We start from the raw sequence: 23,230 nt of genomic DNA on the forward strand, positions 1-23,230 counted from the left end.
TTGAAGATGGCGTTTCTTTTCTGTCTAAACAAAAAGAAAAAGACACTGTTGACTCCTGTGAATAGTTTGAATATATAGACTAACATCAATCATACATAGCTGATCGGACAACCGAAGGCTCTTGGCATTTGAAGTACAGGACTGTGATGTATTTCAAATGCTAAGGGTCTTTTTTGCGTAGAAAAGGCAAGGGTGGTGTCAACATTATGTGATAACAGGGGAGCGGGATAACATGAAAAAGTGGAAATGGGTCTCGATCGTGACCACCTTATTAATCATCACGAGTACTCCATGTTCAAATGCGAATGAAGCCTCAAATGAAAAGGGGAAGATTGAGCTGTTAAGTAGTGCGAAAGCACAGATCGGTTTTGTGTTCCAGCAATATGCTCTTTTTCGAAATATGATGATAATGTTGCGTATGGTCTTAAGATGAAACCAAGAGGAGAAAGGCTGCCCAAAAAAGACATCAAAGAGCGGGTGCATGAGCTATTAGAGGTCGTTCAGTTAACGCAGAATGAGCACCGCTATTCAGAGCAGCTGTCAGGCGGACAAAAGCAGCGTGTAGCGCTGGCACACACGCACTTGCTGTCAACAATCTGGGATGCAGCACTCGCTGCATCTTTTTTTATAAAAATTTCCCTAGGAACATTGACTTATAATTTCGAATATTATAATATCTTTACAAAGGTAACAAAGATGAACATTTTTAAAAACAAGTGGTTGAGATCGCTTTATAAAAGATTCTATTCCAAAATGTTCTTTCTTTTTGTTACATTTGTTCATATTTATATCAAATGAAAGAGGTGATTGTTTGAATAACTTGTTTGAATTAGATAAGGAACTAATTGAGCTGCAGTACGATGCATCTTCGAGAGAGGAGGTGACCGCATATTTAGCAGAACGGTTAGAAGCTGGGGGTTATATTAAATCGAGCTTTCTACCAGCAGTGCTTGAAAGAGAAAAAACATATCCTACAGGCTTGCCTCTTGCGACCTTTGGAGTGGCTATTCCGCATACAGATCCTGAACATGTGAACAAACCGGCGATCAGTGTAGCGACTTTAAAGGAACCTGTCATTTTTCATAAGATGGGAAGCCGTGATGAAACAGTGCAAGCCAAAATTGTATTCGTCCTTGCAATCTCTGAACCTAGTAAGCAGCTTGTGATGTTAGAAAAGCTCATGGCGCTTTTTAGAAAAGAAGAAGTGATGAATAAACTATCTCTCATGACATCGAATGAAGAAGCTGTTGATGTCCTTCAACAAGAATTAAACCAATAGTCTTTCGCGAAAAAAATGTAAGCGCTTTATCTGAAAAATTCAGGAGGTGGATGTATGATCAAGCAAGCCGTCGATTTTATATTAGACCTTGGGCCAACTATTATGCTCCCGATTATTATGACGATTTTCGGTATGATTTTAAGGCAAGGCTTTAAGAAATCTTTCCGAGCCGGTATCACAATCGGAATTGGATTTGTCGGTGTCAACCTTGTCATTAATTTGCTCGTGAGCGGTCTTGGACCAGCAGCAAAAGCCATGGTCAATTCCCTTGGATTAAAGCTCGATATTTTGGATGTCGGCTGGCCGATTGGAGCTGCCATTTCATTTGGTACACCTGTTGCCCCTTTGATGATTCCTCTTGTGCTTTTGTTAAATGTCATCTTGTTGTCCGTTAATTTTACGAAAACACTGAATGTGGATATTTGGAATTTCTGGCATTTGATTTTCGCAGCCTCTGTTACTTACTACGCTTATCATAATATGTTCTTGGCCCTTGCCGTTGGCTTGATCGTCTCTGCAATTACGCTTAAATTAGCCGATTGGACGGCGCCAACAATTGAACACCATTTCGGATTAAAAGGCGTATCGATGGCTCATGCTGAAACGGTCAACTTCGCGCCGCTTATGTATGCGTCAAACCGCGTCATTGATAAAATCCCTGGTTTAAACAAAATTCATGCTGATCCAGAAACATTGAAGAAACGTTTTGGCATTTTTGGCGAGCCGCTTGTGATGGGTCTCATACTTGGTATCATTATTGGTCTTCTTGGCGGCTATGATGCGAAAGGCGTCATGACTCTTGGTATTCAAATGGCAGCAGTTCTTGTGTTAATGCCAAGAATGGTTGCCTTGTTAATGGAAGGACTTATTCCAATCTCTGAGGGCGCTCGTTCTTATATTCAAAAGCGTTTCCCTGGAAAAAATGTCTATATTGGCTTAGATACAGCGATTGTGATCGGTCATCCGGCGAATATGGCCGTAGCCCTTTTGATGGTGCCGATTACGATTTTGCTCGCTGTTGTTCTTCCTTACAATGGCATGCTGCCATTTGCGGATTTATCGGTTCTGCCATTTACGGTTGTATGGGCAGTAGCAGCCGCTCGTGGAAATATTATTCGCGGCCTCATTAACAGTATTTTTACATTAATGATTGTCTTCTTCATCGCAACGAATCTCGCACCACTTGCGACAACAATGGGTAAAGCAGTAGGCTTTGATTTCCCAGAAGGGGCAAACATGATTTCAGGTATTGATTTAGGTTCTCACGTCATTCCTTGGATCATGGTGAGACTTCTTGATCCGAGCAACCCTTACTTTATTGCAGCGATTGTGTGTGCACTGGCTTATGCGCTTCTATGGTACTGGGTGCGAAATGATATTAAAAAGCAGTATGCAAAAGAAATGGGCTTAGATCAGAAAGACCAATAAACAAGCTGGAGGGATTCTTATGGCAAAGAAAATATTGGTATCGTGCGGAACAGCAGTTGCAACATCAACGGTTGTTGCAAAAAAGGTAGAAGAGACGCTAAAGGAAAAAGGATACGATGTCGTGGTTGAACAGTGTAAGGCATCTGAAGTACCGCAAAAAGCGGAGGGCGCCGATTTAATTGTAACGACAACGCCTGTAAGTGATACAAAAGGAACTCCTGTGATTCAAACATTATCTTTTTTAACCGGATTTGGCATTGAAGATGATATTGAGAAAATCATTGATCATATTAAGTAAACTTTGCATGGAGGAGCTTTTGTAGCTCCTTCCATGTCACCTGAAAGGAGGGAGTCTTATGCAGCAGCATGCTTATAGCCGAACGTCTGCGGTGTTTTCTATTTTTCTTCCGGCCCTGCTCATCTGTCTGTTTTTTCTCTGGTCTCTTTATACCTTAATGTCGGCAGGACCTGAACCGTTAGCTGTGTTAGGTGTTTATACGCTACCTATTCTGATGCTTTCTAGCATCACGGGACTGAATCAGCCGACGAACGTCATCATTAGTGGAGATGAGCTGAAGATAGGTGCTTTTGGCAGATGGCACACATATGCTGTTTCCGATATCAAAGGAAAACTGTTTTTAAAGCCATATCCCCATATCGGGAAAGTATATGTCAGAGTGGGGCAGGCGCGAATATTCGGAGGACGTTACTGGATATCAAGTGAGATAAGTGAATACAAGCAGCTTGTTCAAACTTTACACGGTCTTGCGAAGTGTGATGAAAAGGAGGATGCAGCTACATGAAATCAGCTGTCTTTTATTCTTCAGAGGACATTCGTTATGAGGAGAGGGAGCGGCCTGCGATTGGTGATGATGAAGTTCTTTTAAGGATGCGTGCCTGCGGCTTATGCGGGACGGATATTTACAAAGCAACACATGAGACGGTACCTCCTGGGACGGTGCTAGGACATGAAATTGCTGGTGATATTGTCGAAACGGGCAGTCACGTGACAAATGTCCATACGGGAGACAGGGTGTACGTGGCACATCATGTCCCTTGTTTCACCTGTGACTTTTGTCAAAGAGGATTTTATACAATGTGTGCCCAGTTTTCAGCTACAAATGTAGAGCCAGGCGGTTTTTCAGAATATATCCGTGTTCCTGCTTTACATGTAAAGCACACAATGGGCAAGCTCCCGCATGGCGTCTCATATGAGCAAGGAGCCATGGTCGAACCAGTTGCCTGCTGCCTGCATGGGTTTGAACGAGCGCCTGTTCATCCTGGAGATTCTGTACTGATCCTTGGAGCGGGTCAAATTGGCTGCATTCAATTACAGCTCACCAAATATTATTTAGCTGAGAAAGTGATGATAACGGATGTGAATGAGAACCGGTTGCTTCAAGCGAGAAATTTAGGTGCAGACGTCGCTTTTCATCCAGCATCTGAGCCAGTGGAAAAACGGGTCATGAAAGAAACAGATGGAAAAGGGGCAGATCTCGTCATCATTTCTGTTGGGAGCAGTGCGCTTTTAAAAGAGGCGTTTCAAGCTGTAGCTAGAGGCGGGACGATTTTGGTATTTGCGCACTTTCCTAAAGGAGATGTCTCCATTCCGGCTGAGCGATTTTTCCATGATGAAGTCAAGGTAGTGGGGGCCTATTCTTCGCATCCGTATCATTATGATGAAGCGCTTCAGCTTCTGAAGGCGAAGGTGGTTCACACAGAGAAGATGGTGACGCATCGCTATCCTTTAAGTCAGCTGCTTCAGGCGATAGAATGCGCGAGGCACCCTGAAGGTGAGAGCGTCAAAATCATGATGTATCCAGATGAATGAGAACGTATGAGATTGAAAGAGAAAGAGAAGTTCTTTGGAAAAGGGCTTTGCCTTTCTCTTTTTTTCTGATAAAAAATGAAAACGCTTAAAAATGAAACGGAAATGCTTGACTTCAATGACACTTAAACGTATGATAATTACAAATGTAACACATAAGAACAAATGTAAAGGGGAGAGAAGAAATGCAAAAACAAATCACTTTGCCTGAACAGATTAGTCATGAGAAATTAGCAGATTTATATAAACAAATGTGGTTAGTCCGATATTTTGATGAAAAGGTCGATCAATTCTTTGCAAAAGGACTCATTCATGGAACGACTCATTTATGTGTTGGACAGGAAGCGTCAGCTGTTGGCTCTATTGCCGTGTTAAAAGATGAAGATAAGATCGTCAGCACACACCGTGGACATGGACATTGTATTGCAAAAGGTGCAGAGGTCAATAAAATGATGGCTGAACTGTTTGGACGTGAAACCGGCTATTGCAAAGGAAAAGGCGGCTCGATGCATATTGCCGACTTAGAAAAAGGGAATCTTGGAGCAAATGGCATCGTTGGCGGCGGTATCCCGCTTGCAACAGGCGCAGCGCTGACATCTAAAATGAAGCAGGAAGGCTATGTTGTCCTTTGTTTCTTCGGAGATGGTGCGACAAATGAAGGCAGCTTCCATGAAGCGTTAAACCTTGCATCTATTTGGGATTTACCTGTTGTGTTTATTTGTGAAAACAACCAATACGGCATGTCTGGACCTGTGAAAGAAATGATCAACATTGAAGACATTTCAACAAGAGCAAAGAGCTACGGGATGCCAGGAAAAACCGTCGATGGAAATGACATGGTCGAAATCATGAACACAGTAGATGAAGCGGTGAGCCGTGCAAGAGCTGGAGAAGGTCCATCACTCATTGAAATGAAAACGTATCGCTGGAAGGGCCACTCAAAGAGTGATGCGAAAAAATACCGTACACGTGAAGAAGAAACGGAATGGAGACAAAAAGACGGAATCAAACGCTTTAAGTCACTCTTAATTGATCTAAATGTTTTGACAGAGGAGCAGGCAGCAAACTTACAGGAAGAAGCGAAGAAGGAGATCGAAGCATCTGTTGAATTTGCTAAAAACAGTAAAGAACCGTCAATTGACACACTATTAGAGGATGTATACGCCTAATTAGGAGGGGAATCACGTGACAAAAACAACAGTGAGAGAGATTTCATATTTAGAAGCCGTTCGAGAGGCTATGAGTCAGGAAATGAGAGAAAACCAAGATGTCTTCATTTTAGGTGAGGATATCGGCGTATATGGAGGCGCTTTTGGGGTTACGCGCGGCATGATTGAAGAATTCGGTCCAGAGCGCGTACGCAATACGCCAATTTCAGAGGCTGCCATCGCAGGGGGCGCAGTCGGGGCTGCTTTGACAGGCATGCGTCCGATCTTAGAACTTCAATTCTCTGACTTTATCACCATCGCTATGGATCAGCTTGTCAACCAAGCGGCCAAAACACGCTACATGTTTGGCGGAAAAGGAAAGGTGCCGCTTGTTGTGAGAACACCAGCAGGCTCTGGAACAGGTGCTGCGGCTCAGCACTCACAAAGTTTAGAAGCGTGGATGGCTCATATCCCGGGATTAAAGGTGGTCCAGCCTTCAACGGCTTATGATGCAAAGGGACTTTTAAAGGCAGCAATGGATGATGACAATCCTGTTATTTTCTACGAGCATAAGCTTTTATATAAAACAATCGGTGAAGTGCCAGAAGAGCAGTATTCGATTCCTTTAGGGAAAGCGGATGTGAAAAAAAGCGGGAAGGACGTCACGATTGTAGCAACAGCTATTATGGTGCATAAAGCATTAGAAGCGGCGAAGGAATTAGAAGCAGAAGGAATCGATGTTGAAATCATTGATCCAAGAACACTCGTACCTTTAGATGAAGAAACCATTATCGAATCTGTGAAGAAAACGGGTAAATGTATCGTTGTTCATGAGGCGGTGAAACGAGGCGGATACGGCGGAGAGATTGCGAGTATGATAGCGGAAAGTGAAGCCTTCGACTACCTAGATGCTCCTATTAAACGACTTGGCGGTCTTGCGGTACCAATACCTTATAACCCAACGCTTGAAAAAGCGGTCATTCCACAAGTGCCAGATATTATTGAAGCAGCAAAAGAGCTTGTGCGCTCTTAAATAAAGGGGAGAAGATCATGCCAAAAGAGATATTTATGCCGAAGCTAAGCAGTACGATGGAGATCGGCACCTTGCTTCAATGGTTGAAAGAAGAAGGAGATTCGGTTGAAATCGGTGAGCCTCTTTTTGAAATTATGACAGACAAGATCAATATCGAGGTGGAAGCCTATGATGATGGCATTTTTCTGAAGAAATACTATGAAGCCGATGATCAAATTCCTGTTAATGCTGTCATTGGCTATATCGGAGAAGCAAATGAACAGGTGCCAAGCGAGCCGCCTGCACAAGCAGATGAAGAATCCTCGGGCAGCGGCGAATCATCAGTAGAATCTGCTTCATCCGGTTCTACTGAAGCCGAAAAGATCTCTGCTGAAAAAGTCCGTGCCACGCCTGCGGCGAGAAAAACGGCGAAAGATCACCATGTGCCGATTCACGAGGTATCTGGCACAGGACCAAAAGGGAGAATTCAAAAGCGGGATGTCGAAGCAGTCGTCCATACTGATGAGAAAGATCAGCGTGTGTCACCGCTTGCAGGAAAAGTGGCTGCTCGTGAAGGAATCGATTTAGCGGCAATTGCTGGATCTGGCGCTCACGGAAAAATCATGAAGAGTGATGTGAAAGCAGCAGCTGTACAAAATGCAGACTCTGCTCCAGTGAAAACACAAAAACTAGCTGGCATGAGAAAAGTGATCGCTGATCGCATGTCACAAAGTGCCTTTACAGCACCGCACGTTACATTAACAAGTGAAATCGATATGACAAAAGCGAAAGAAGTGCGCAAGCAGCTATTGCCGGCGATTGAAAAAGAGACAGGCTACAGATTGTCGTTTACTGAAATCATCATTCATGCAGTCAGCAATGTCCTTACGCGCCACCCGCAAATCAATATGACGTTTGAACAAAATGAGCTCCATTTCCATGAGGATGTGCACATTGGTCTAGCTGTTGCTGTGAAAGACGGCTTAATGGTTCCAGTCATTTCTCATTCGAATCAAAAAGGATTAAAACAGCTGACAAAAGAGGCAAAAGAAATTGGCCGAAACGCACGTGATCAAAAACTGCTGCCAGATCAGCTGAAAGGGTCGACATTTACCATTAGTAACTTAGGCATGTATGCCATTGATACCTTTACCCCGATTATTAATCAGCCAGAAGTGGCGATCTTAGGTGTTGGACGCATTCAAGAAAAACCTGTTGTCATAGACGGAGAAATTCAGGTGCGGTCAATGATGGGAGTCAGTTTATCGTTTGATCACCGAGTGGTAGATGGTACACCAGCGGCTGCCTTTTTAACAGATCTCAAAAAAGTGCTTGAACAACCATTTGAATTGCTAATGTAGGAGATGAATCGGATGACGAAAACGTATGATCTAACAGTCATTGGCGGAGGGCCTGGCGGGTATACTGCTGCCCTTCAAGCAGCGGAGCGCGGACGAAAGGTCGCTTTAATTGAAGAGGATTTTCTAGGTGGTACTTGTTTAAATCGAGGCTGTATCCCTTCAAAGACACTTCTCAAACATGCAGAAGTCATTGAATCAATTGAGAAGGCGAAAAGCTGGGGAATCGAAACAGGAGACTTGGTCCTTTCCTTCGATAAAATGAGAAAGCGTAAAGATGATGTCATTGAAAAGCTCAGAGGCGGAATCGCCTTTTTATTAAAGAAAGGAAAGATTGATGTATATAACGGCAGAGGCACAGCTGTTACAAAGCATCGGATTGAGATTGAAAAACAAGACGGATCAGAATCAATTGAAACGAAAGAGCTCATTATTGCGACCGGATCTTCACCTGCCATACCGCCAATTCCGGGGCTCAAAGAGATTCAATTTGATACAAGTGATACGATCTTTGACATCCCGGATATTCCTGCTTCTGTCGTCATTATTGGCGGAGGTGTCATTGGTCTTGAGCTCGCATGCATCTTCCAGAGTCTACAATCAAAAGTCACGATTATTGAAGCGGCTCCGTCCATTATTCCGCAAGAGGATGAAGAAGCATCTAAACTGCTAGAAAGAGAATTGAAGAAAAAAGGGATTCATATCGCAAAGAAAACCACTGTGGCAGAGGTGACAGAAAGCGAAGGAGTCAAAGCGATTCATGCAGCAGATGATAAAGGAGAGACTCACATCTTTACGGCTGAAAGACTGCTCGTTTGTGTAGGGAGAAGACCTAATATATCAGCTGTAAGCCAGCTTGATCTTCAGTTGGATGGTCCTTTTATCAAAGTAAACGGTCAGATGCAGACAAGTGCTGAAGGTGTATATGCGGTTGGCGATGTTGCCGGCGGCTATCAGCTAGCTCATGCGGCGATGGCAGAGGCAGCCGTTGCGGTCAGCAATGTATGCGGCGAGCCTGAAAAAATGAATGCTGACATCGTACCTAGGTGTATTTATACATTACCAGAGGTGGCGAGTGTTGGGCTTACAGAGAAAGAGGCGAAAGCCAAAGGGCTTAACGTGCGGGCAGAACGATTCGATTTAGCCGCAAGCGGAAAAGCATTGGCGGCAGGTGTTCAAACAGGCTTTATTAAACTGGTGTACGATACAGCATATGGGGAAGTCATTGGCGCCACTATGGTTGGTCCGCACGTAACAGAGATGATTTCAGAAGCTTCCTCATTTATGTATTTAGAAGGGACAGCAGAAGAGATGGCTAAAATGATTCATCCGCATCCAACCATCTCAGAAGGCTTTTATGAAGCAGCCCTTCATATCGTGAGCAAGCTGAGAAAATAAATGCCAAACAAGTGATAGGGAGGAGATGCATGTGCACGCCCAGCTTCATCAGAAAGCGGCACTTGTAACAGATAGCACAGATGGATTTGGAGAAGCCATCTGCCTGGCTTTAGCCCGGGCAGGTGCACATGTTTTTATACACACTTTTCATGATGAATCAAAGGCAAAAACCATTAGTAAAGAGATTCAAAAAATAGGCGGTAAAGCCAGTATCATCATGAATCCACTTGAGACACCGCGTGATGCGACGAACATGATGAGGCAAGTAATTGATACATGCGGCAAGCTTGATATTTTGGTCAATCAAGCACAGCAAAAAGCGGGCGCGGAGCTTGCCGGCGTAAGTCCTGATAGATGGGTGGATGAAGTGGAATCGACCGTAAATACAGCTTTTCTTTCCAGTCAAGCCGCTGTATGGCACATGGTTGACCATAAGCAAGGCTGTATCATTAATATATCGTCATCAGGCAGTATAACAGGTGATGGCGGGATGTCACATGCTACATCGAATAGTGTGCTGAATGCCATGACAAAAGGTTTAGCGCGAGAATTTAAAGACAAAGGCATCCGGGTGCTGGCACTATTGCCGCCTCCTCTCCATTTGCTTCCTGACACAGAGCAAATCAAGGAGACTGTGGCTCATATGACGGTGTTCTTAAGTACCTCGTATGGGGCATTTACAGATGGAGCAGCGATTATGCTTGATGGAGGTGAGAGCGCTGGCTAATCATCAAAAAGCAGTTCTTATCGTTGGTGGAGCCCAAGGGATCGGGAAAGAAATTGCCGAGCGTTTTTTAAAAGAAGGGCATCGTGTTGCTGTGTCAGATATAGATGAACAGCGACTTTCATTCTTCAAAAAACAGCATCCTCAGCTGCTGACGCTTCAAGCTGACGTTTCATCGTGGGAAAGTGTTCAGCAGATGATGTCAGCAGCTGCAAGGGAGCTAGGCGGCATTGATCATCTTGTGTATTCAGCAGGGATGACGAAATCACTTCCTTTTTTAGAAGTTGATTTTTCGCTTTGGAAAAAGACGCTGGCTGTAAATTTATATGGTCTTTTTTATTGCATTAAAGCCTCGGCACCCTATTTATGTGAGCGGCAAGAAGGCAGTATGGTCATTATTGGATCAGGATCTGCGATGACAGGATCTGGCGGCGGTATTCAGTACTACGCGTCCAAAGCAGGTGCTTTTGGCCTGATGCGTTCGCTCGTAAAGGAATTAGGCACACATCATGTGCGCATTAATGTGATTGCACCCCGCGTCATTGAATCTCAAATGCTTGATACCCTTTATCCTACTGAGGAGGAGAAAAGGCAGCTCCAATCGCTCATTCCTGTCGGGAGATTAGGAAAACCTGAGGATATCGCAGGACTCACTTTATTTCTCGCAAGTGACGAGGGAAGCTATTTGCACGGACAGATTATCCTGTTAGATGGCGGGAGAACGTATCAGCCGAAATATACCGAGGGAAAAAGAGCGGAGAGTTGATCGCTCTTTTTGTCATTTTCATAACAATTGTTCCAATTAGAAACGAATGTTTGGTATACTGGGAATCATAGTATATTAAAAGGATGATGTCACATGCTGAATTGGGAAGAAAGACGACAGCTCGTCAAGGTTGCTCATCTTTATTATACAGACGGGTGGACGCAGCAGGAAATTGCAAAAAAGCTAAATGTCTCAAGGCCAGTCATTTCAAAACTTCTACAAAAAGCAAAAGATGCGGGAATCGTTGAAGTGTACATTAAAGACGAAAGCATTCATACAGTGGAACTGGAAAAGCAGCTAGAAACGACCTTTCAATTAACAGATGCTGTCGTTGTCCCAAGTGTCGGGACAATGCCTGAGATGGTCAAGCGGGCAGTCGGTCAGGCAGGAGCCTATTATCTTTCTAAAAACATGAAAGATGCTGAGAAAATCGGCATTTCTTGGGGGACCACGCTTGCTGAGCTTGTGAAAGAATATCCGTTTGAACGAAGAAACGAAGTCAAAGTCATCCCTTTAGAGGGCGGGATGGGCAGGCAGGCAGTCGACATTCATGCCAATCAGCTGGCATATGAGCTGGCAAAGAAAATGAATGGCACGTGTTCCTATTTATATGCCCCGGCGATTTTAGAAACAGAAGAATTAAAAGAGCGGCTCATGGCAATGCAGGATATAGAAGCTGTGCTTGAAGAAGGCCGAAACGTGGATATTGCCCTCATCGGTATTGGTAACCCGCATAAAGGCTCTACTTTAAAAACAGTCGGTTATTTAAAAGAAGAGGATTTATCTGGTTTAAGACAATCAGGAGCTGTCGGTGATATTGGTTTTCGCTTCTTTGATGGTGAAGGTAAACCTGTCCAAGATGAACTGAACCAGAAAGTCATTGGATTATCGTTAGAACAATTAAAGAGCGTCGAAAAAGTCATTGCTGTAGTGGAAGGAACCCATAAAGCTGAAAGTATTTTAGGGGCTTTAAATGGCGGCTTCATCCAAGTGCTGGTGACAGACGAACAGACTGCGGCAGCCATTTTAAAGGAAGCATCAGTCCAATAAACGGCTGGCAGTGATCGTATTGTATAAAAAGAGCAACATCAAACGAGAAAGGAGCTGTGTATCTTGAAGCAAACCGAAATGGAAGCAAACCTACATTGTACTCGGTGCCAAGAAGAGACCCTCCACAGCATCGTTTATGTGAATGATCAGATGAAAAGCGTAGAGTGTACAGAGTGTCATCAGAAGATCAGTGTGAAAGTCGACATCATGAAGGAATTTTACAAAGAAGTTTACGAAAAAATTGCCACAAAGCCGAAGCGGGTGACGCAGGAATATAAGGCGAATCTGAATGGCTTTATCTCAAGGCTCCCAATTCGCGTTCTAAGTAAGCCATACCGGCTCATGAGATATTTAAACGAATCATACAAAGTGATCAAGCAATATAAAAAATAAAGCAGAGGCTATTTAGCGCTCTGCTTTATTTTTTGTCTTTTTCATATAATAATAAATAGGCAGTCCAGCCAATCCGATCAGCATGGAGAAAAGGCAGCTTTTCCAATCCGTGATCATCGTGCTGATTAAGACGAATAAAGAGCCAATAATCGCAATGATCGGTGTCAGCGGATAAAGTGGTACGCTATAAGCGCGCTTCATTCCGCTGTTTTGTTTTCTTAGCTTAAATACAGCGAAAAAGGCCATCACATAAAAGATATAAATCATGAAAATCGAAACCTCTGACAGCTTCTCAGGATTACTGACGATCATAAATACAATGGCGATCAAAATTTGCACAAATACAGCGACCCAAGGTGTTTGGAAGGTAGGATGTATACGTGAAATGGCTTTGGCGAAAGGGATTTGTTTTCGTTCTGCCATCGCAAAAATCACACGAGGGAATGAAAGAACCTTTCCGTTCAAACAGCCAAAGATACTAATGATGATCCCAATGCTAATGATTTTACCGCCAATTGGACCAAAGAGCATCGTAGCAGCAGTACTTGTCGCATTTTCACCCAGCTGAACGATTTCATTAGCTGGTAATACGTGCAAAAGTGCCACATTAATAAAGAGATAACAGGCTGTGACAATTAAAATCCCGCCTGCCATCGCTCGAGGAAGCAGTTTCTCTGGGTTTTTCATTTCACCGCCAAGCGCTGCAAGCAAAATCCAGCCATCATAGGCAAACAACGTAGCCAAAACCGCTGCACCGAAGTTCATCTGAGCGATACTGTCGTTGACAGCCGTGAAGATGTTTTCATTTCCTTTCCATAAGCCAAACACAATAATAGCGGCAATCGGGACAAGCTTTCCGATCGTGGTTAGCCCTTGTACAAACCCACCGTATTTCGTTCCCATTATGTTGATGACACATAAAAATAGAACCGTAATAATGCCAATGGCTGTAGACCATAAAGAAGAAAGAGAAAATAAATTGGCTAATAATGAACCAAAATAAAGACCAAGAGCACCAATAATGGCAGGTCCGTAAATGATAATTTGCACCCAGCCGCATAAGTAGCCCCAAAATTCACCGTACACTTCTTCAAGATAAGCATACAAACCGCCGGTTCGCGGGATTTGTGTACCAATTTCGGCGACAGTCAGTCCGCCTGCAAGGGTTAATATCCCGCCTAACAGCCAAGCAAATAATGCGATGTCGGAGCTTCCTGAATAGGAAAGGACGTTGCCTGGCTTCATAAAGACGCCTGACCCGATAATGGTCCCGATGACAAGAGATAGGGCAAAAAATAAGCCGATGTCTTGTTTTAACGCTGGTTGTTCTTTGTTCATTACACACGACCTCCTGCATCACTTTCGTACGTTACTGTGACATGTATTTTGTTCATTGTAATACGATTTTAGGAAAACAAGAATTAAAAAAATTTTCTGATTTTCGTATTTGTCTCTAAAAGTGTTTATTTATTGGAGATATTAGGGTGAATGTTGTGTTAAAAACGAACAATATAAGATTATTTTCGTTTTAATGTTAATTTAAAGGGCGAAAACCGAACATCCAGTAAACGTGCAGCCAAACGGTTGACTTTTCTTGAAAAATGACCTATTTTATTCATAAGGATATTATCTTGAATTCGAGATATTTTGAAATAGGAGTGAAACTAATGAAAATAAATGGGATTCACCACGTATCTGCACTAACAGCCAATGCTCAGAAAAATGTTGATTTCTACCGCCGAATCCTTGGCTTGAAACTTGTGAAGAAAACAGTCAATCAGGATGACCCTTCTATGTATCACTTGTTTTATGGAGATGAGGTCGCCTCACCAGGAACGGAGCTCACATTCTTTGAAATTCCAATGCTGGCCAGACGTTTGGAAGGAACAAATGCCATCACACGCACAGGCCTTCTCGTTTCTTCTGAAGAAGCACTTTCATTTTGGGAAAAGCGGTTTGAAGAAAAAGGCGTGCAGCAAGAAACAGCTTCCTTAAGAGGCGGCAGACCTGCCTTGCGATTTACAGATCCAGAAGGGCAGCAACTATTTTTGACAGTAGAACCGAATGGACATGAGGCAGGTTCACCGCCAGTACATGACGATATTCCTGCAGATTTTGCGATTAGAGGTTTAGGTCCTGTAGAATTAACAGTTGCAAAAGCAGAAAAAACGATCAGCGTCTTAACGGATATCCTTGGTTTCACTGAAAGGGCACGTGAACAATCAAATGACGGTGAGATCGTGACCATTTTTGAGTCAGGAAATGGCGGTGCTGGAACAGAAATTCATGTGATCGAAAAAACTGAAGGACCTTCTGAGCGTTCCGGCAGAGGAAGTGTGCATCACGTAGCCTTTCGCGCGGAGGATGCAGAGGAGCTGGAAAAATGGCATGACAAAATATCAAAAGCAGGCTTCACGAACTCTGGTGTTGTGGAACGCTTCTACTTCAAAGCACTTTACTTTAGAGAGCCAAATGGTATTTTGTTTGAAATTTCAACAGATGGCCCTGGGTTTACAGTAGATGAAGGAGTGGATGAGCTTGGTGATCAGCTAGCACTTCCGCCATTTCTAGAGCACAAACGAGCAGAAATTGAACAACGATTAACCCCAATCCAGTCATGATCAAAAAGCAGCTCAAATTAATGGGCTGCTTTTTCGTTAGGAGCTTACTTCCTTTGATTCCGATTGCGTTAATGTGACCTGTTTTGTTTCTTCTTTTCCGTTTCGAATGAGTGTGATCTTCACCGCGTCTCCTACTTTTGCATTCGTGTAAAGCTCGTGTCGTAATTCACTGCCGGTTTTTACTTTCTTGCCATTGATGGCGGTAATGACATCCTCTGATTTTAAGCCAGCTTTTGCAGCAGGTGAGCCGGCGGCGATATCTTTGACGTACACGCCTTTATCCAGCTGACTGCTTTTGAGTCCTAGTGTTTCTTTCTGATAAACATTTGGGACTTGTTCAAGATCCAGCATGCTAATGCCGATATAAGGACGCACAATTTTTCCTTTTGCGAGAAGCTGTTCGGCGATGGGTTTGACATCATTTATTGGGAGCGCGAATCCAATTCCTTCAACACCTGTTTCAGAGATTTTCATACTCGTGATTCCCACAACCTTTCCGTCTGTTGTTAAAAGCGGTCCGCCGCTGTTGCCGGGGTTAATGGCTGCATCTGTTTGAATGACATTAATGCTGCTCTCGCCAGCTGATGTATTCATAGAGACTGTTCGATCGACACCGCTGACAATTCCTTGCGTCACGGTTCTTGATAAATCTTCGCCAAGCGGGTTTCCGATCGCGATGACGGTTTCTCCAGCTCGAAGTGAAGAAGAATCGCCTAATGTCGCAGCCTTCGTGACATTGCTGCTGCTAATTTCTACAACCGCTAGGTCAGTCAGCGGGTCTGCACCGACCAATTTTCCTTCAACGGTTTTGCCATCGTGCAAGGAGACCGTCAGTTTGTTTGCCCCTTCAATGACATGGTTGTTTGTTAAGACATAGGCTTTACTGCCGGATTTTTTAAAAATAACCCCAGAGCCTGTACCAGTCTCTTCCTCTTGACTGCTTTTGTTTTGATTTTGCTGTGATTCATCGAAAGGCGTATTGACATCGCCAAAACCCGCTGCCGTTTGACTTTGCGTTTGGTAGTTTGTTATGCCGACAATGGCTGGTGATACATTTTCGACCATGCTTGAGATGCTGCTTGATGAATTCGATGTTTGTACGGCTGTCGTTTTTGACGTTTTGGCGTTTGTATCATTTGTTGATACAGCTTCTGTTTTTGTTGACGATTTATTTGCTGTACTGCTCTCTGAATGCTGAGCGTATGGCGTGAGGACGTAGACACCTAATGCTAACGTACCGCCTACAATGCCGCTTACGAACGGCTTAAACCAGCCACTCGGCTTCTTCTTCGGTTTTTGTGGTTGTTCGATTGTTTGTAATTCATAAGAAGGTTGTTTTTCATCTTTGTGATTTGTCATTCGGATCACTCTCTTTCATCAATTTTTACATGTATGTGTTCAAGGTGTTTTACGGTATGTGGTGGATACTGACTTTATCGTAAGAAAAAAATGTGGGATAAAAATGAAAACATTGTGGGAAATTGTTAAAATAAGTAGTGAATCTAAGCAAAATAGAGGAGATTAAACTGTGGAGACAATCGGAATCATTGGATATGGAAGCATGGCTGATATGATGGTACAAAAATGGCTGGAAAAAAGGGTGCTAGATGCCCGTCAGTTCATGATCCATACAAGAAGTGAAACGGAGCGGCTGCATCAGCTCAAAGAGAAGCACGATGATGTAAACATCTGCTCATTAGATGAACTCTCTGCGTCATGTGATGTTCTGTTTGTCTGTGTGCCGCCGCTTGCTGTACTTGACGTTCTGGATCAGCTGCACCCGGCAAAGAAAGCGATACATATTGTGTCAGTGGCAGCGGCTGTGACGTTAGATAAATTAACGCAGCATACGAATCAACCAGTATCCAGATACATCCCAACTTTGACTTCAGCCGTTGGGACGGGCGTATCGCTAGTTGCGCATGGTGTAACCGTAGGGGATGAAGAGAAAAAACGTTTGAACCGTCTGCTTTCAGCCTTTAGCATCGTCCGGGAAGTGGAGGAAGACCGGTTTGATGCGGCGAGTAATTTGACAAGCTCTTCTCCTGGTTTTATCGCTGCTATTTTTGAAGAAATGGCGAAAGCCGCTGTGAGAAATAGTGAGCTTTCCTTAGAGGAAGCATATGAATTTTTAACTTATGCGCTTTTAGGCACAGGCCAAGTCCTTGTAGAACACGGCCTCACATTCGCTGAAACGGTCAATAGGGTGGCGACAAAAGGCGGGATTACAGGAGAAGGCGCTGCGGTCATTCAAAAGCAGGCACCGCAGATGTTTGATGACTTATTTACACAAACCATGAAGAAATACGATCAGCTGAAATCGCAGATAGACGAAGCAAATAAACACCACTAAAGACATAGTTAGTGGTGTTTTATTTGTTAAAAAAATCCTTTACTTTCTATTCTTTTGACCTGTAGCAGATGAGTCTAAACTCCTTATTTTTAGAAAATGTATTGAAAAATCAAACAAGTTCTCATATAATTTTTTAGAAAATTTAGAAAAATATAAACAAATTTTAAATTTAATTAAAGGGGGATGGGGATGAAGCTCTATGTATCTGTCGATATGGAGGGTATTACTGGTCTAGCTGATCATACATTTGTCGATGCTCGTCAGCACAATTATGAGCGGGGCAGAAAAATCATGACAGATGAAGTGAATGCCTGTGTAGAGGCTCTTCTTGGGCATGGTGCAACCGATATTTTGGTCAACGACAGTCATTCTAAAATGAATAATCTCTTGATCGAAGAACTGCATGAAGAGGCAGCCCTCATATCAGGCGATGTAAAACCTTATTCAATGGTTCAAGGATTAGATCAAACGTATGATGCAGCTGTTTTTTTAGGCTACCATGCGAGGGCATCAATGAAAGGTGTGATGTCCCACAGTATGATTTTTGGTGTCAGACATTTTTACATAAATGATCATCCAATTGGTGAAATGGGCTTTAATGCGTATGTCGCAGGCTATTATGGTGTTCCGGTGATCCTTGTATGCGGAGACGATCAAGCAGCACTTGAAGCAGAAAAGCTGTTGCCTGGCGTGAAAACAGTTGCAGTGAAAGAAACCATTTCAAGATCTGCTGTGAAATGCTTAACCCCAGCCAAAGTAAATAAACAAATCTCGCAGCAAGTGGAAGCTGCAATGAAACAGATTCATCAAATAAAGCCGCTGACGCCTCCTGATCAGCCGCTGCTCAAGATCGAGTTCGCCAATTATGGACAAGCCGAATGGGCGAATTTAATGCCGGGTACTGCCATCATAGAAGGGACGACGACGGTGACGTATCAAGCAAAAAATATATTAGAAGCCTACCAAGCGATGCTTGTCATGACAGAGCTTGCCGCACGTACAACATTTTGTTAAGCGAGGGGGAGACAGCAGATGGCCAGCTTTTTGCTCAGGCGTTTTATTGCAATGATTGCCACGATCTTAACCATTACGACTTTAACGTTTATTTTGATGAAGGTCATTCCAGGATCGCCCTTCAATGAAGAACGAAATACAAACGAAACCGTCCAGCGAAACCTCGAAAGCTACTATCACTTAGACGAACCACTTTATGTTCAATATGTCATCTATTTAAAATCCATCGTTACCTTTGATTTTGGTCCTTCCATTAAAAAGCCCTCTGAAAGCGTCAATGATCTATTGGCGAGAGGCTTCCCAGTCTCATTAGAACTTGGTCTTATCTCAATTTTGATTGCTGTCATCTCTGGCATCCTGCTAGGGGTCATGGCTGCCCTCCGGCATAATGGTTTGATTGATTATATCGCCATGACCATTGCTGTTTTCGGAATATCTATTCCAAACTTTATCTTTGCTACCTTATTAATTCAGCAGCTTTCTGTGAATTTGAAGCTCTTCCCCACAGCGATGTGGACAAGTCCGATGCATATGGTGCTTCCTACAATCGCACTGGCTGTCGGTCCAATGGCTATTATTGCCCGGTTAACGAGATCGAGCATGATTGAAGTACTGACGCAGGACTATATTCGCACTGCCAAAGCGAAAGGACTTTCTCCTTTTAAAATTGTGTTTAAACATGCACTTCGGAATGCGCTTTTACCCGTTGTGACCATTCTTGGAACACTTGTCGCAAGTATTTTAACAGGAAGTTTTGTCATTGAAAAAATATTTGCCATTCCTGGAATGGGAAAATACTTTGTCGAGAGTATTAACAACCGTGATTATCCTGTGATCATGGGCACCACTGTTTTTTACAGCATCATCTTAATCACACTTCTTTTCATTGTAGATGTGGCGTATCGTCTGCTTGATCCAAGGATTCAGCTGCATCAGAAAGGAGGAAAGGCATGAGCGTACACCTTCAGCACGATCAACCAAACCGAAACCATGAAGTGCCGGATGAATGGTTTTCTCCTAGAGAGCAAAAGAAGACCGAAGCCCATGCCATTAAAAGACCCTCTCTTTCGTACTGGGCAGATACATGGAGACGGCTAAAGCAAAATAAGCTCGCGATGTTTAGTCTATCGGTGCTGATTTTTCTTTTTATGATGGCGGTCTTAGGTCCACTGCTTGCCCCAAATCATGTGACAGAGCAGCGTCTTTCGATGCAAAATCTACCGCCCTCGGCTGCTCACTGGTTTGGAACGGATGAGCTTGGACGAGATGTGTTCACGCGTACATGGTACGGAGCACGCATTTCGTTATTTGTGGGTGTGATGGCAGCACTCATTGATTTTGCCATCGGCGTGATTTATGGCGGTATTGCGGGCTATAAGGGCGGGAGATATGACCATGTCATGATGCGAATCGTCGAGGTGCTTTATGGTCTTCCTTATTTACTCGTCGTCATTTTATTGATGGTGCTCATGGGGCCCGGGCTTGTCACCATTATTGTAGCGCTCACCGTCACAGGGTGGATTGGAATGGCGAGAATTGTGAGAGGTCAGGTTCTTCAGCTGAAAAGCCAGGAATATGTCCTTGCCTCGAAAACCTTTGGTGCAAAAAGCCTGCGAATCATCCGCCGGAACTTACTGCCGAATACGATGGGGCCGATTATCGTCCAGATGACTCTGACTGTGCCGACAGCGATATTTGCTGAAGCGTTCTTAAGCTTTCTCGGTTTAGGAATCCAGGCGCCATTTGCAAGCTGGGGCGTGATGGCCAATGATGCTCTGCCGACTGTCCTGTCAGACAATGGTCACTGGTGGCGTTTGTTCTTCCCTGCATTTTTTATTTCACTGACGATGTTTTGTTTTAACAATTTAGGTGATGGCTTGCAAGATGCGCTTGATCCAAAGATGAAGAGGTGATGGCGCTTTGAAAAAAGTTCTTCAAATGATCGATCTGCATGTCAGCTTTCGGACATATGGCGGATCGGTTCAAGCGGTACGCGGGGTGAATGTGGATGTGTATGAAAAAGAAACCCTTGCCATTGTTGGAGAATCAGGCTGCGGAAAAAGTGTGACGTCACAAAGTATCATGCGGCTTCTTCCGGCATACAGCGCTCATGTAGATCAGGGGGAAATTTGGTTTCGTGACCGTAACTTGCTTTCTTTATCTGAAAAAGAAATGCGCGCCATCCGTGGTGTCGATATCTCTATGATCTTCCAAGATCCGATGACCGCATTGAACCCGACTTTGACAATCGGTGATCAGCTGATGGAAGCAGCGAAGGAGCATCAGAAGCTGACAAAAAAAGAAGTGAAAGAAGCGGCTGTTCGAATGCTTGATTTGGTTGGCATTCCGCAGCCGAAGGAGAGACTAAAGCAATATCCACATCAGTTCAGCGGCGGAATGAGACAACGGCTCATGATTGCAATGGCGCTGATTTGCGAGCCGAAGGTGCTGATCGCAGATGAACCGACAACTGCCCTTGATGTCACCATACAAGCGCAAATTTTAGAGCTATTTAAAGAGATTCAGAAGAAAACAGGTGTCACCATTATCTTAATCACACACGATTTAGGGGTTGTAGCTCAAGTCGCAGATCGAGTGGCTGTGATGTACGGAGGGAAAATCGTTGAGGTCGGCACAAGACGGGATATCTTTTACAGTCCGCAGCACCCGTACACAAAAGGACTGCTGCAATCCGTTCCAAGACTTGATATGAAAGATGAACTCATTCCAATTGAAGGAAGCCCGCCGGATTTATTTGCTCCACCGAAAGGCTGTCCGTATACAGAGCGCTGCCCGGCAGCCATGAAAGTGTGTGATCATATCATGCCGCATGAAACGCAGCGTTCACCTACACATACAGTGCATTGCTGGCTCCAGGATGAACGAGCAAAACAAACGATTTTATCTGTAACACAAAGGGGGAGTTTCTCATGAGAAAAAAAGGTTGGATCGTCAGTGTATGTTTGTTAACAATCATGCTGCTCGCAGGATGTACAGCCAATGAGCAAGCAAGTAAAGGATCGTCAAGCAATAAGGGTGGAGAGAAAGTGTTAACCATAAATAACGAAAACGAACCGACGTCGTTTGATCCGCCGATTGGTTTTAATAATGTATCTTGGCAAGGGCTGAATAACTTAATGGAGGGGTTAACGAGACTGAATGAAAAGCACGAACCATCTCCTGCAATGGCAGAAAAATGGGAGATTTCAGAGGACGGGAAAACGTACACATTCCATTTAAGAGATGGTATCAAGTGGTCGAATGGTGATCCAGTCAAAGCGAGCGACTTTGAATATGCTTGGAAGCGGCTGTTAGATCCGAAAACAGGATCTTCTGCATCGTTCTTAGCATACATGATTGAAGGAGGCGAGGCATTTAACAGCGGCAAAGGAAAGAAAGAAGACGTGAAAGTCACCGCTGTAAATGACAAAACGCTTGAAGTCCAACTTGCGTACCCGCAGAAATCTTTCTTAAATATGACCGCAAATCCTGCCTTTTTCCCTGTGAATGAGAAGGTGGCAGGGAAAGATCCGAACTGGGCGAAGGATGCCAAAACCTTTGTCGGGAATGGACCGTTTAAGCTCACAGAGTGGAAGCATGACGAGAGCTTCACAATGGAAAAAAGTGAGACGTATTGGGACAAAAAAATGGTTAAGCTGGATCAAGTGAAATGGCTGATGATCAGTGATCGAAACACAGATTATCAAATGTATCAATCAGGAGATTTAGATACTGCCTTTGTCCCAGCAGAGCAAAGTGAAAATCTGCTGAAAAATAAAGATGTACAAATTGAAGATCAGGCCGGACTGTTCTTTTATCGTCTGAATGTGAATATGGAACCTTTTCAAAATAAGAACATTCGCAAAGCCTTTCAAATGGCCATCAACCCGCAAGATATCGTGGATTATGTGACGAAAAATGAAGAGAAGCCAGCACGTGCCTTCGTCTCGCCGGGGATTCTAGATTCAAAGGGTGAGGATTTCAGAGAAGCTCGCGGCGATCTTGTGAAAAATGATAAGAGTGAAGCTGCGAAGCTGTTAGAAAAAGGGCTGAAGGAAGAAAACTATTCGAAGCTGCCGCCCGTCACATTAACATATAGTACAAAGCCTGAGAACAAGAAAAAGGCGGAAGCCATTCAGCAGCAATTAAAAGAAGCGCTAGGTGTAGACGTGAAGCTTGCGAACATGGAAGCGAATGTGTTTGCAGAAGATCAAAAAGCACTGAAATTCCAATTCTCGCAAAGTTCATTTTTAGCAGATTATGCAGATCCGATCAATTTCCTAGAGAGCTTCCAAACAGGGAATGCGATGAACCGGACAGGGTGGTCAAATGACACCTATGATCAGCTGATCAAAAAGGCGAGCCAAGAAGCAAATGAACAAAAGAGAAACAGCATTCTGCATGATGCGGAGGCACTTCTCATTGAAGAAGCACCGATCATTCCGATACATTTTTATAACCAAGTACATCTACAAAAAGAAGGCGTGAAGGGCATTGTCCGTCACCCTGTTGGTTATATCGATTTGAAATGGGCGCAAGTAGATGGAGAGTAAATGAAGTAAATGTGGTAAAGGGACGCTTTGAAAAAAGCGTCTCAGCGTGTAGACAAACCCTCGCATTCGGTGTCAGTCCTGCGTGCCGGTGCTCACGAATCTCAAATTCGTTCCGCTCCGGTACTCGTCCTTCCTAGACTTCAAGGGCTTTCTATCACGCTGAAAAGAAGACAAAGGGCTAAAATAAAGGTCATTTTAGCCCTTTGTCAACAATCTTGGACGCTTTGAAAAAAGCGTCTGTTCCTTTATTCGTTCATGTTATGAAGAAGATGCCCATAGATTGAAAGAAAAAGAGAAAGAGGGGA

Annotated in this window: 23 protein-coding genes and 1 pseudogene; 22 read left to right on the forward strand and 2 right to left on the reverse strand. The window is 43.8% G+C overall.

Annotated features, from left to right (window positions below):
- Window positions 1-232 precede the first annotated feature (232 nt).
- The 15 genes and pseudogenes from NPA43_RS19215 to NPA43_RS06045 all read left to right on the forward strand — a co-directional run.
- A pseudogene (locus NPA43_RS19215) lies at window positions 233-385 on the forward strand (sulfate transporter subunit); the annotation flags it as partial.
- A gap of 44 nt (window positions 386-429) precedes the next feature.
- The gene (locus tag NPA43_RS19220) at window positions 430-798 is read left to right on the forward strand and encodes a P-loop NTPase family protein (protein ID WP_371930226.1); all 369 of its coding nucleotides are present in this window, start codon (window positions 430-432) and stop codon (window positions 796-798) included.
- Window positions 799-811: 13 nt separating this feature from the next.
- Entirely contained in the window at window positions 812-1,279 is a 468-nt protein-coding gene (locus NPA43_RS05985) for a PTS sugar transporter subunit IIA (RefSeq protein ID WP_099727509.1), read from the forward strand.
- 54 nt (window positions 1,280-1,333) lie between these two features.
- The gene (locus NPA43_RS05990) at window positions 1,334-2,707 is read left to right on the forward strand and encodes a PTS galactitol transporter subunit IIC (RefSeq protein WP_099727508.1); all 1,374 of its coding nucleotides are present in this window, start codon (window positions 1,334-1,336) and stop codon (window positions 2,705-2,707) included.
- A gap of 19 nt (window positions 2,708-2,726) precedes the next feature.
- Window positions 2,727-3,005, forward strand: coding sequence for a PTS sugar transporter subunit IIB (locus tag NPA43_RS05995; RefSeq protein WP_003212259.1), 279 nt, complete (start codon window positions 2,727-2,729; stop codon window positions 3,003-3,005).
- A gap of 58 nt (window positions 3,006-3,063) precedes the next feature.
- On the forward strand, window positions 3,064-3,510 hold the full coding sequence (locus NPA43_RS06000) for a hypothetical protein (protein WP_099727507.1): 447 nt from the start codon (window positions 3,064-3,066) through the stop codon (window positions 3,508-3,510).
- On the forward strand, window positions 3,507-4,538 hold the full coding sequence (locus NPA43_RS06005) for an alcohol dehydrogenase catalytic domain-containing protein (protein ID WP_099727506.1): 1,032 nt from the start codon (window positions 3,507-3,509) through the stop codon (window positions 4,536-4,538). Before NPA43_RS06000 ends, NPA43_RS06005 begins: the two co-directional genes overlap by 4 nt.
- Window positions 4,539-4,720: 182 nt before the next feature.
- Window positions 4,721-5,704: a pyruvate dehydrogenase (acetyl-transferring) E1 component subunit alpha gene (pdhA, locus tag NPA43_RS06010; protein WP_099727505.1), complete on the forward strand. Its 984-nt coding sequence runs from the start codon at window positions 4,721-4,723 to the stop codon at window positions 5,702-5,704.
- Window positions 5,705-5,735: 31 nt separating this feature from the next.
- Window positions 5,736-6,716 carry an alpha-ketoacid dehydrogenase subunit beta gene (locus NPA43_RS06015; protein ID WP_099727521.1) on the forward strand — a complete coding sequence of 327 codons (981 nt, stop codon included), beginning with the start codon at window positions 5,736-5,738 and terminating at the stop codon, window positions 6,714-6,716.
- Between the two features lie 17 nt (window positions 6,717-6,733).
- Window positions 6,734-8,056 (forward strand): dihydrolipoamide acetyltransferase family protein, encoded by a 1,323-nt coding sequence (locus NPA43_RS06020; protein ID WP_256499490.1) that lies wholly within the window; start codon window positions 6,734-6,736, stop codon window positions 8,054-8,056.
- Between the two features lie 12 nt (window positions 8,057-8,068).
- Entirely contained in the window at window positions 8,069-9,451 is a 1,383-nt protein-coding gene (lpdA, locus tag NPA43_RS06025) for a dihydrolipoyl dehydrogenase (protein WP_256499491.1), read from the forward strand.
- 25 nt (window positions 9,452-9,476) lie between these two features.
- The gene (locus NPA43_RS06030; protein ID WP_230031118.1) at window positions 9,477-10,178 is read left to right on the forward strand and encodes an SDR family NAD(P)-dependent oxidoreductase; all 702 of its coding nucleotides are present in this window, start codon (window positions 9,477-9,479) and stop codon (window positions 10,176-10,178) included.
- Window positions 10,156-10,941 (forward strand): SDR family NAD(P)-dependent oxidoreductase, encoded by a 786-nt coding sequence (locus NPA43_RS06035; protein ID WP_349631383.1) that lies wholly within the window; start codon window positions 10,156-10,158, stop codon window positions 10,939-10,941. The genes NPA43_RS06030 and NPA43_RS06035 overlap by 23 nt, the downstream gene beginning before the upstream one ends.
- 93 nt (window positions 10,942-11,034) lie before the next feature.
- On the forward strand, window positions 11,035-11,991 hold the full coding sequence (locus tag NPA43_RS06040) for a sugar-binding transcriptional regulator (RefSeq protein ID WP_099727500.1): 957 nt from the start codon (window positions 11,035-11,037) through the stop codon (window positions 11,989-11,991).
- 63 nt (window positions 11,992-12,054) lie between these two features.
- Window positions 12,055-12,384 (forward strand): bh protein, encoded by a 330-nt coding sequence (locus tag NPA43_RS06045; RefSeq protein WP_230031120.1) that lies wholly within the window; start codon window positions 12,055-12,057, stop codon window positions 12,382-12,384.
- A 12-nt stretch (window positions 12,385-12,396) separates the two neighbouring features.
- Here the strand turns inward: NPA43_RS06045 and NPA43_RS06050 are convergent, their stop codons facing one another.
- Window positions 12,397-13,722 carry an APC family permease gene (locus tag NPA43_RS06050; protein WP_230031121.1) on the reverse strand — a complete coding sequence of 442 codons (1,326 nt, stop codon included), beginning with the start codon at window positions 13,720-13,722 and terminating at the stop codon, window positions 12,397-12,399.
- A gap of 329 nt (window positions 13,723-14,051) precedes the next feature.
- Between NPA43_RS06050 and NPA43_RS06055 the strand changes: the two genes are divergently transcribed.
- Complete coding sequence (locus NPA43_RS06055; RefSeq protein WP_099727497.1) at window positions 14,052-15,005, forward strand: ring-cleaving dioxygenase; 954 nt, start codon at window positions 14,052-14,054, stop codon at window positions 15,003-15,005.
- A 36-nt stretch (window positions 15,006-15,041) separates the two neighbouring features.
- On the opposite strand, the gene NPA43_RS06060 is transcribed toward NPA43_RS06055, so the two are convergent.
- On the reverse strand, window positions 15,042-16,364 hold the full coding sequence (locus tag NPA43_RS06060; protein ID WP_230031122.1) for a S1C family serine protease: 1,323 nt from the start codon (window positions 16,362-16,364) through the stop codon (window positions 15,042-15,044).
- A gap of 169 nt (window positions 16,365-16,533) precedes the next feature.
- Between NPA43_RS06060 and proG the strand changes: the two genes are divergently transcribed.
- The 6 genes from proG to NPA43_RS06090 all read left to right on the forward strand — a co-directional run bounded on the left by proG (window position 16,534) and on the right by NPA43_RS06090 (window position 22,925).
- Window positions 16,534-17,358: a pyrroline-5-carboxylate reductase ProG gene (gene proG / locus NPA43_RS06065; RefSeq protein ID WP_230031123.1), complete on the forward strand. Its 825-nt coding sequence runs from the start codon at window positions 16,534-16,536 to the stop codon at window positions 17,356-17,358.
- Window positions 17,359-17,547: 189 nt separating this feature from the next.
- On the forward strand, window positions 17,548-18,372 hold the full coding sequence (locus NPA43_RS06070; RefSeq protein ID WP_099727494.1) for a M55 family metallopeptidase: 825 nt from the start codon (window positions 17,548-17,550) through the stop codon (window positions 18,370-18,372).
- Between the two features lie 18 nt (window positions 18,373-18,390).
- Window positions 18,391-19,326 carry an ABC transporter permease gene (locus tag NPA43_RS06075; RefSeq protein ID WP_099727493.1) on the forward strand — a complete coding sequence of 312 codons (936 nt, stop codon included), beginning with the start codon at window positions 18,391-18,393 and terminating at the stop codon, window positions 19,324-19,326.
- Entirely contained in the window at window positions 19,323-20,285 is a 963-nt protein-coding gene (locus NPA43_RS06080) for an ABC transporter permease (RefSeq protein ID WP_099727492.1), read from the forward strand. Before NPA43_RS06075 ends, NPA43_RS06080 begins: the two co-directional genes overlap by 4 nt.
- A 7-nt stretch (window positions 20,286-20,292) precedes the next feature.
- The gene (locus NPA43_RS06085; protein ID WP_099727491.1) at window positions 20,293-21,306 is read left to right on the forward strand and encodes an ABC transporter ATP-binding protein; all 1,014 of its coding nucleotides are present in this window, start codon (window positions 20,293-20,295) and stop codon (window positions 21,304-21,306) included.
- Window positions 21,303-22,925 (forward strand): peptide ABC transporter substrate-binding protein, encoded by a 1,623-nt coding sequence (locus NPA43_RS06090; protein ID WP_256499492.1) that lies wholly within the window; start codon window positions 21,303-21,305, stop codon window positions 22,923-22,925. The genes NPA43_RS06085 and NPA43_RS06090 overlap by 4 nt, the downstream gene beginning before the upstream one ends.
- The last annotated feature ends 305 nt before the right edge of the window (window positions 22,926-23,230 follow it).

It is taken from the genome of Bacillus pumilus (assembly GCF_024498355.1).
In the GTDB taxonomy this organism is placed as follows: domain Bacteria; phylum Bacillota; class Bacilli; order Bacillales; family Bacillaceae; genus Bacillus; species Bacillus pumilus_P.

Coding starts and splice junctions, on each gene's coding strand:
- NPA43_RS05990 (WP_099727508.1), top strand. CDS start 1,334: ATGATCAAGCAAGCCGTCGATTTTATATTAGACCTTGGGCCAACTATT.
- pdhA (WP_099727505.1), top strand. CDS start 4,721: ATGCAAAAACAAATCACTTTGCCTGAACAGATTAGTCATGAGAAATTA.
- NPA43_RS06070 (WP_099727494.1), top strand. CDS start 17,548: ATGAAGCTCTATGTATCTGTCGATATGGAGGGTATTACTGGTCTAGCT.
- NPA43_RS19220 (WP_371930226.1), top strand. CDS start 430: ATGAAACCAAGAGGAGAAAGGCTGCCCAAAAAAGACATCAAAGAGCGG.
- NPA43_RS06030 (WP_230031118.1), top strand. CDS start 9,477: ATGCATGTGCACGCCCAGCTTCATCAGAAAGCGGCACTTGTAACAGAT.
- NPA43_RS06060 (WP_230031122.1), bottom strand. CDS start 16,364: ATGACAAATCACAAAGATGAAAAACAACCTTCTTATGAATTACAAACA.
- NPA43_RS06035 (WP_349631383.1), top strand. CDS start 10,156: ATGGAGGTGAGAGCGCTGGCTAATCATCAAAAAGCAGTTCTTATCGTT.
- NPA43_RS06020 (WP_256499490.1), top strand. CDS start 6,734: ATGCCAAAAGAGATATTTATGCCGAAGCTAAGCAGTACGATGGAGATC.
- NPA43_RS06075 (WP_099727493.1), top strand. CDS start 18,391: ATGGCCAGCTTTTTGCTCAGGCGTTTTATTGCAATGATTGCCACGATC.
- NPA43_RS06000 (WP_099727507.1), top strand. CDS start 3,064: ATGCAGCAGCATGCTTATAGCCGAACGTCTGCGGTGTTTTCTATTTTT.
- NPA43_RS06090 (WP_256499492.1), top strand. CDS start 21,303: ATGAGAAAAAAAGGTTGGATCGTCAGTGTATGTTTGTTAACAATCATG.
- NPA43_RS06080 (WP_099727492.1), top strand. CDS start 19,323: ATGAGCGTACACCTTCAGCACGATCAACCAAACCGAAACCATGAAGTG.
- NPA43_RS06040 (WP_099727500.1), top strand. CDS start 11,035: ATGCTGAATTGGGAAGAAAGACGACAGCTCGTCAAGGTTGCTCATCTT.
- NPA43_RS05995 (WP_003212259.1), top strand. CDS start 2,727: ATGGCAAAGAAAATATTGGTATCGTGCGGAACAGCAGTTGCAACATCA.
- NPA43_RS06055 (WP_099727497.1), top strand. CDS start 14,052: ATGAAAATAAATGGGATTCACCACGTATCTGCACTAACAGCCAATGCT.
- NPA43_RS06005 (WP_099727506.1), top strand. CDS start 3,507: ATGAAATCAGCTGTCTTTTATTCTTCAGAGGACATTCGTTATGAGGAG.
- NPA43_RS06050 (WP_230031121.1), bottom strand. CDS start 13,722: ATGAACAAAGAACAACCAGCGTTAAAACAAGACATCGGCTTATTTTTT.
- lpdA (WP_256499491.1), top strand. CDS start 8,069: ATGACGAAAACGTATGATCTAACAGTCATTGGCGGAGGGCCTGGCGGG.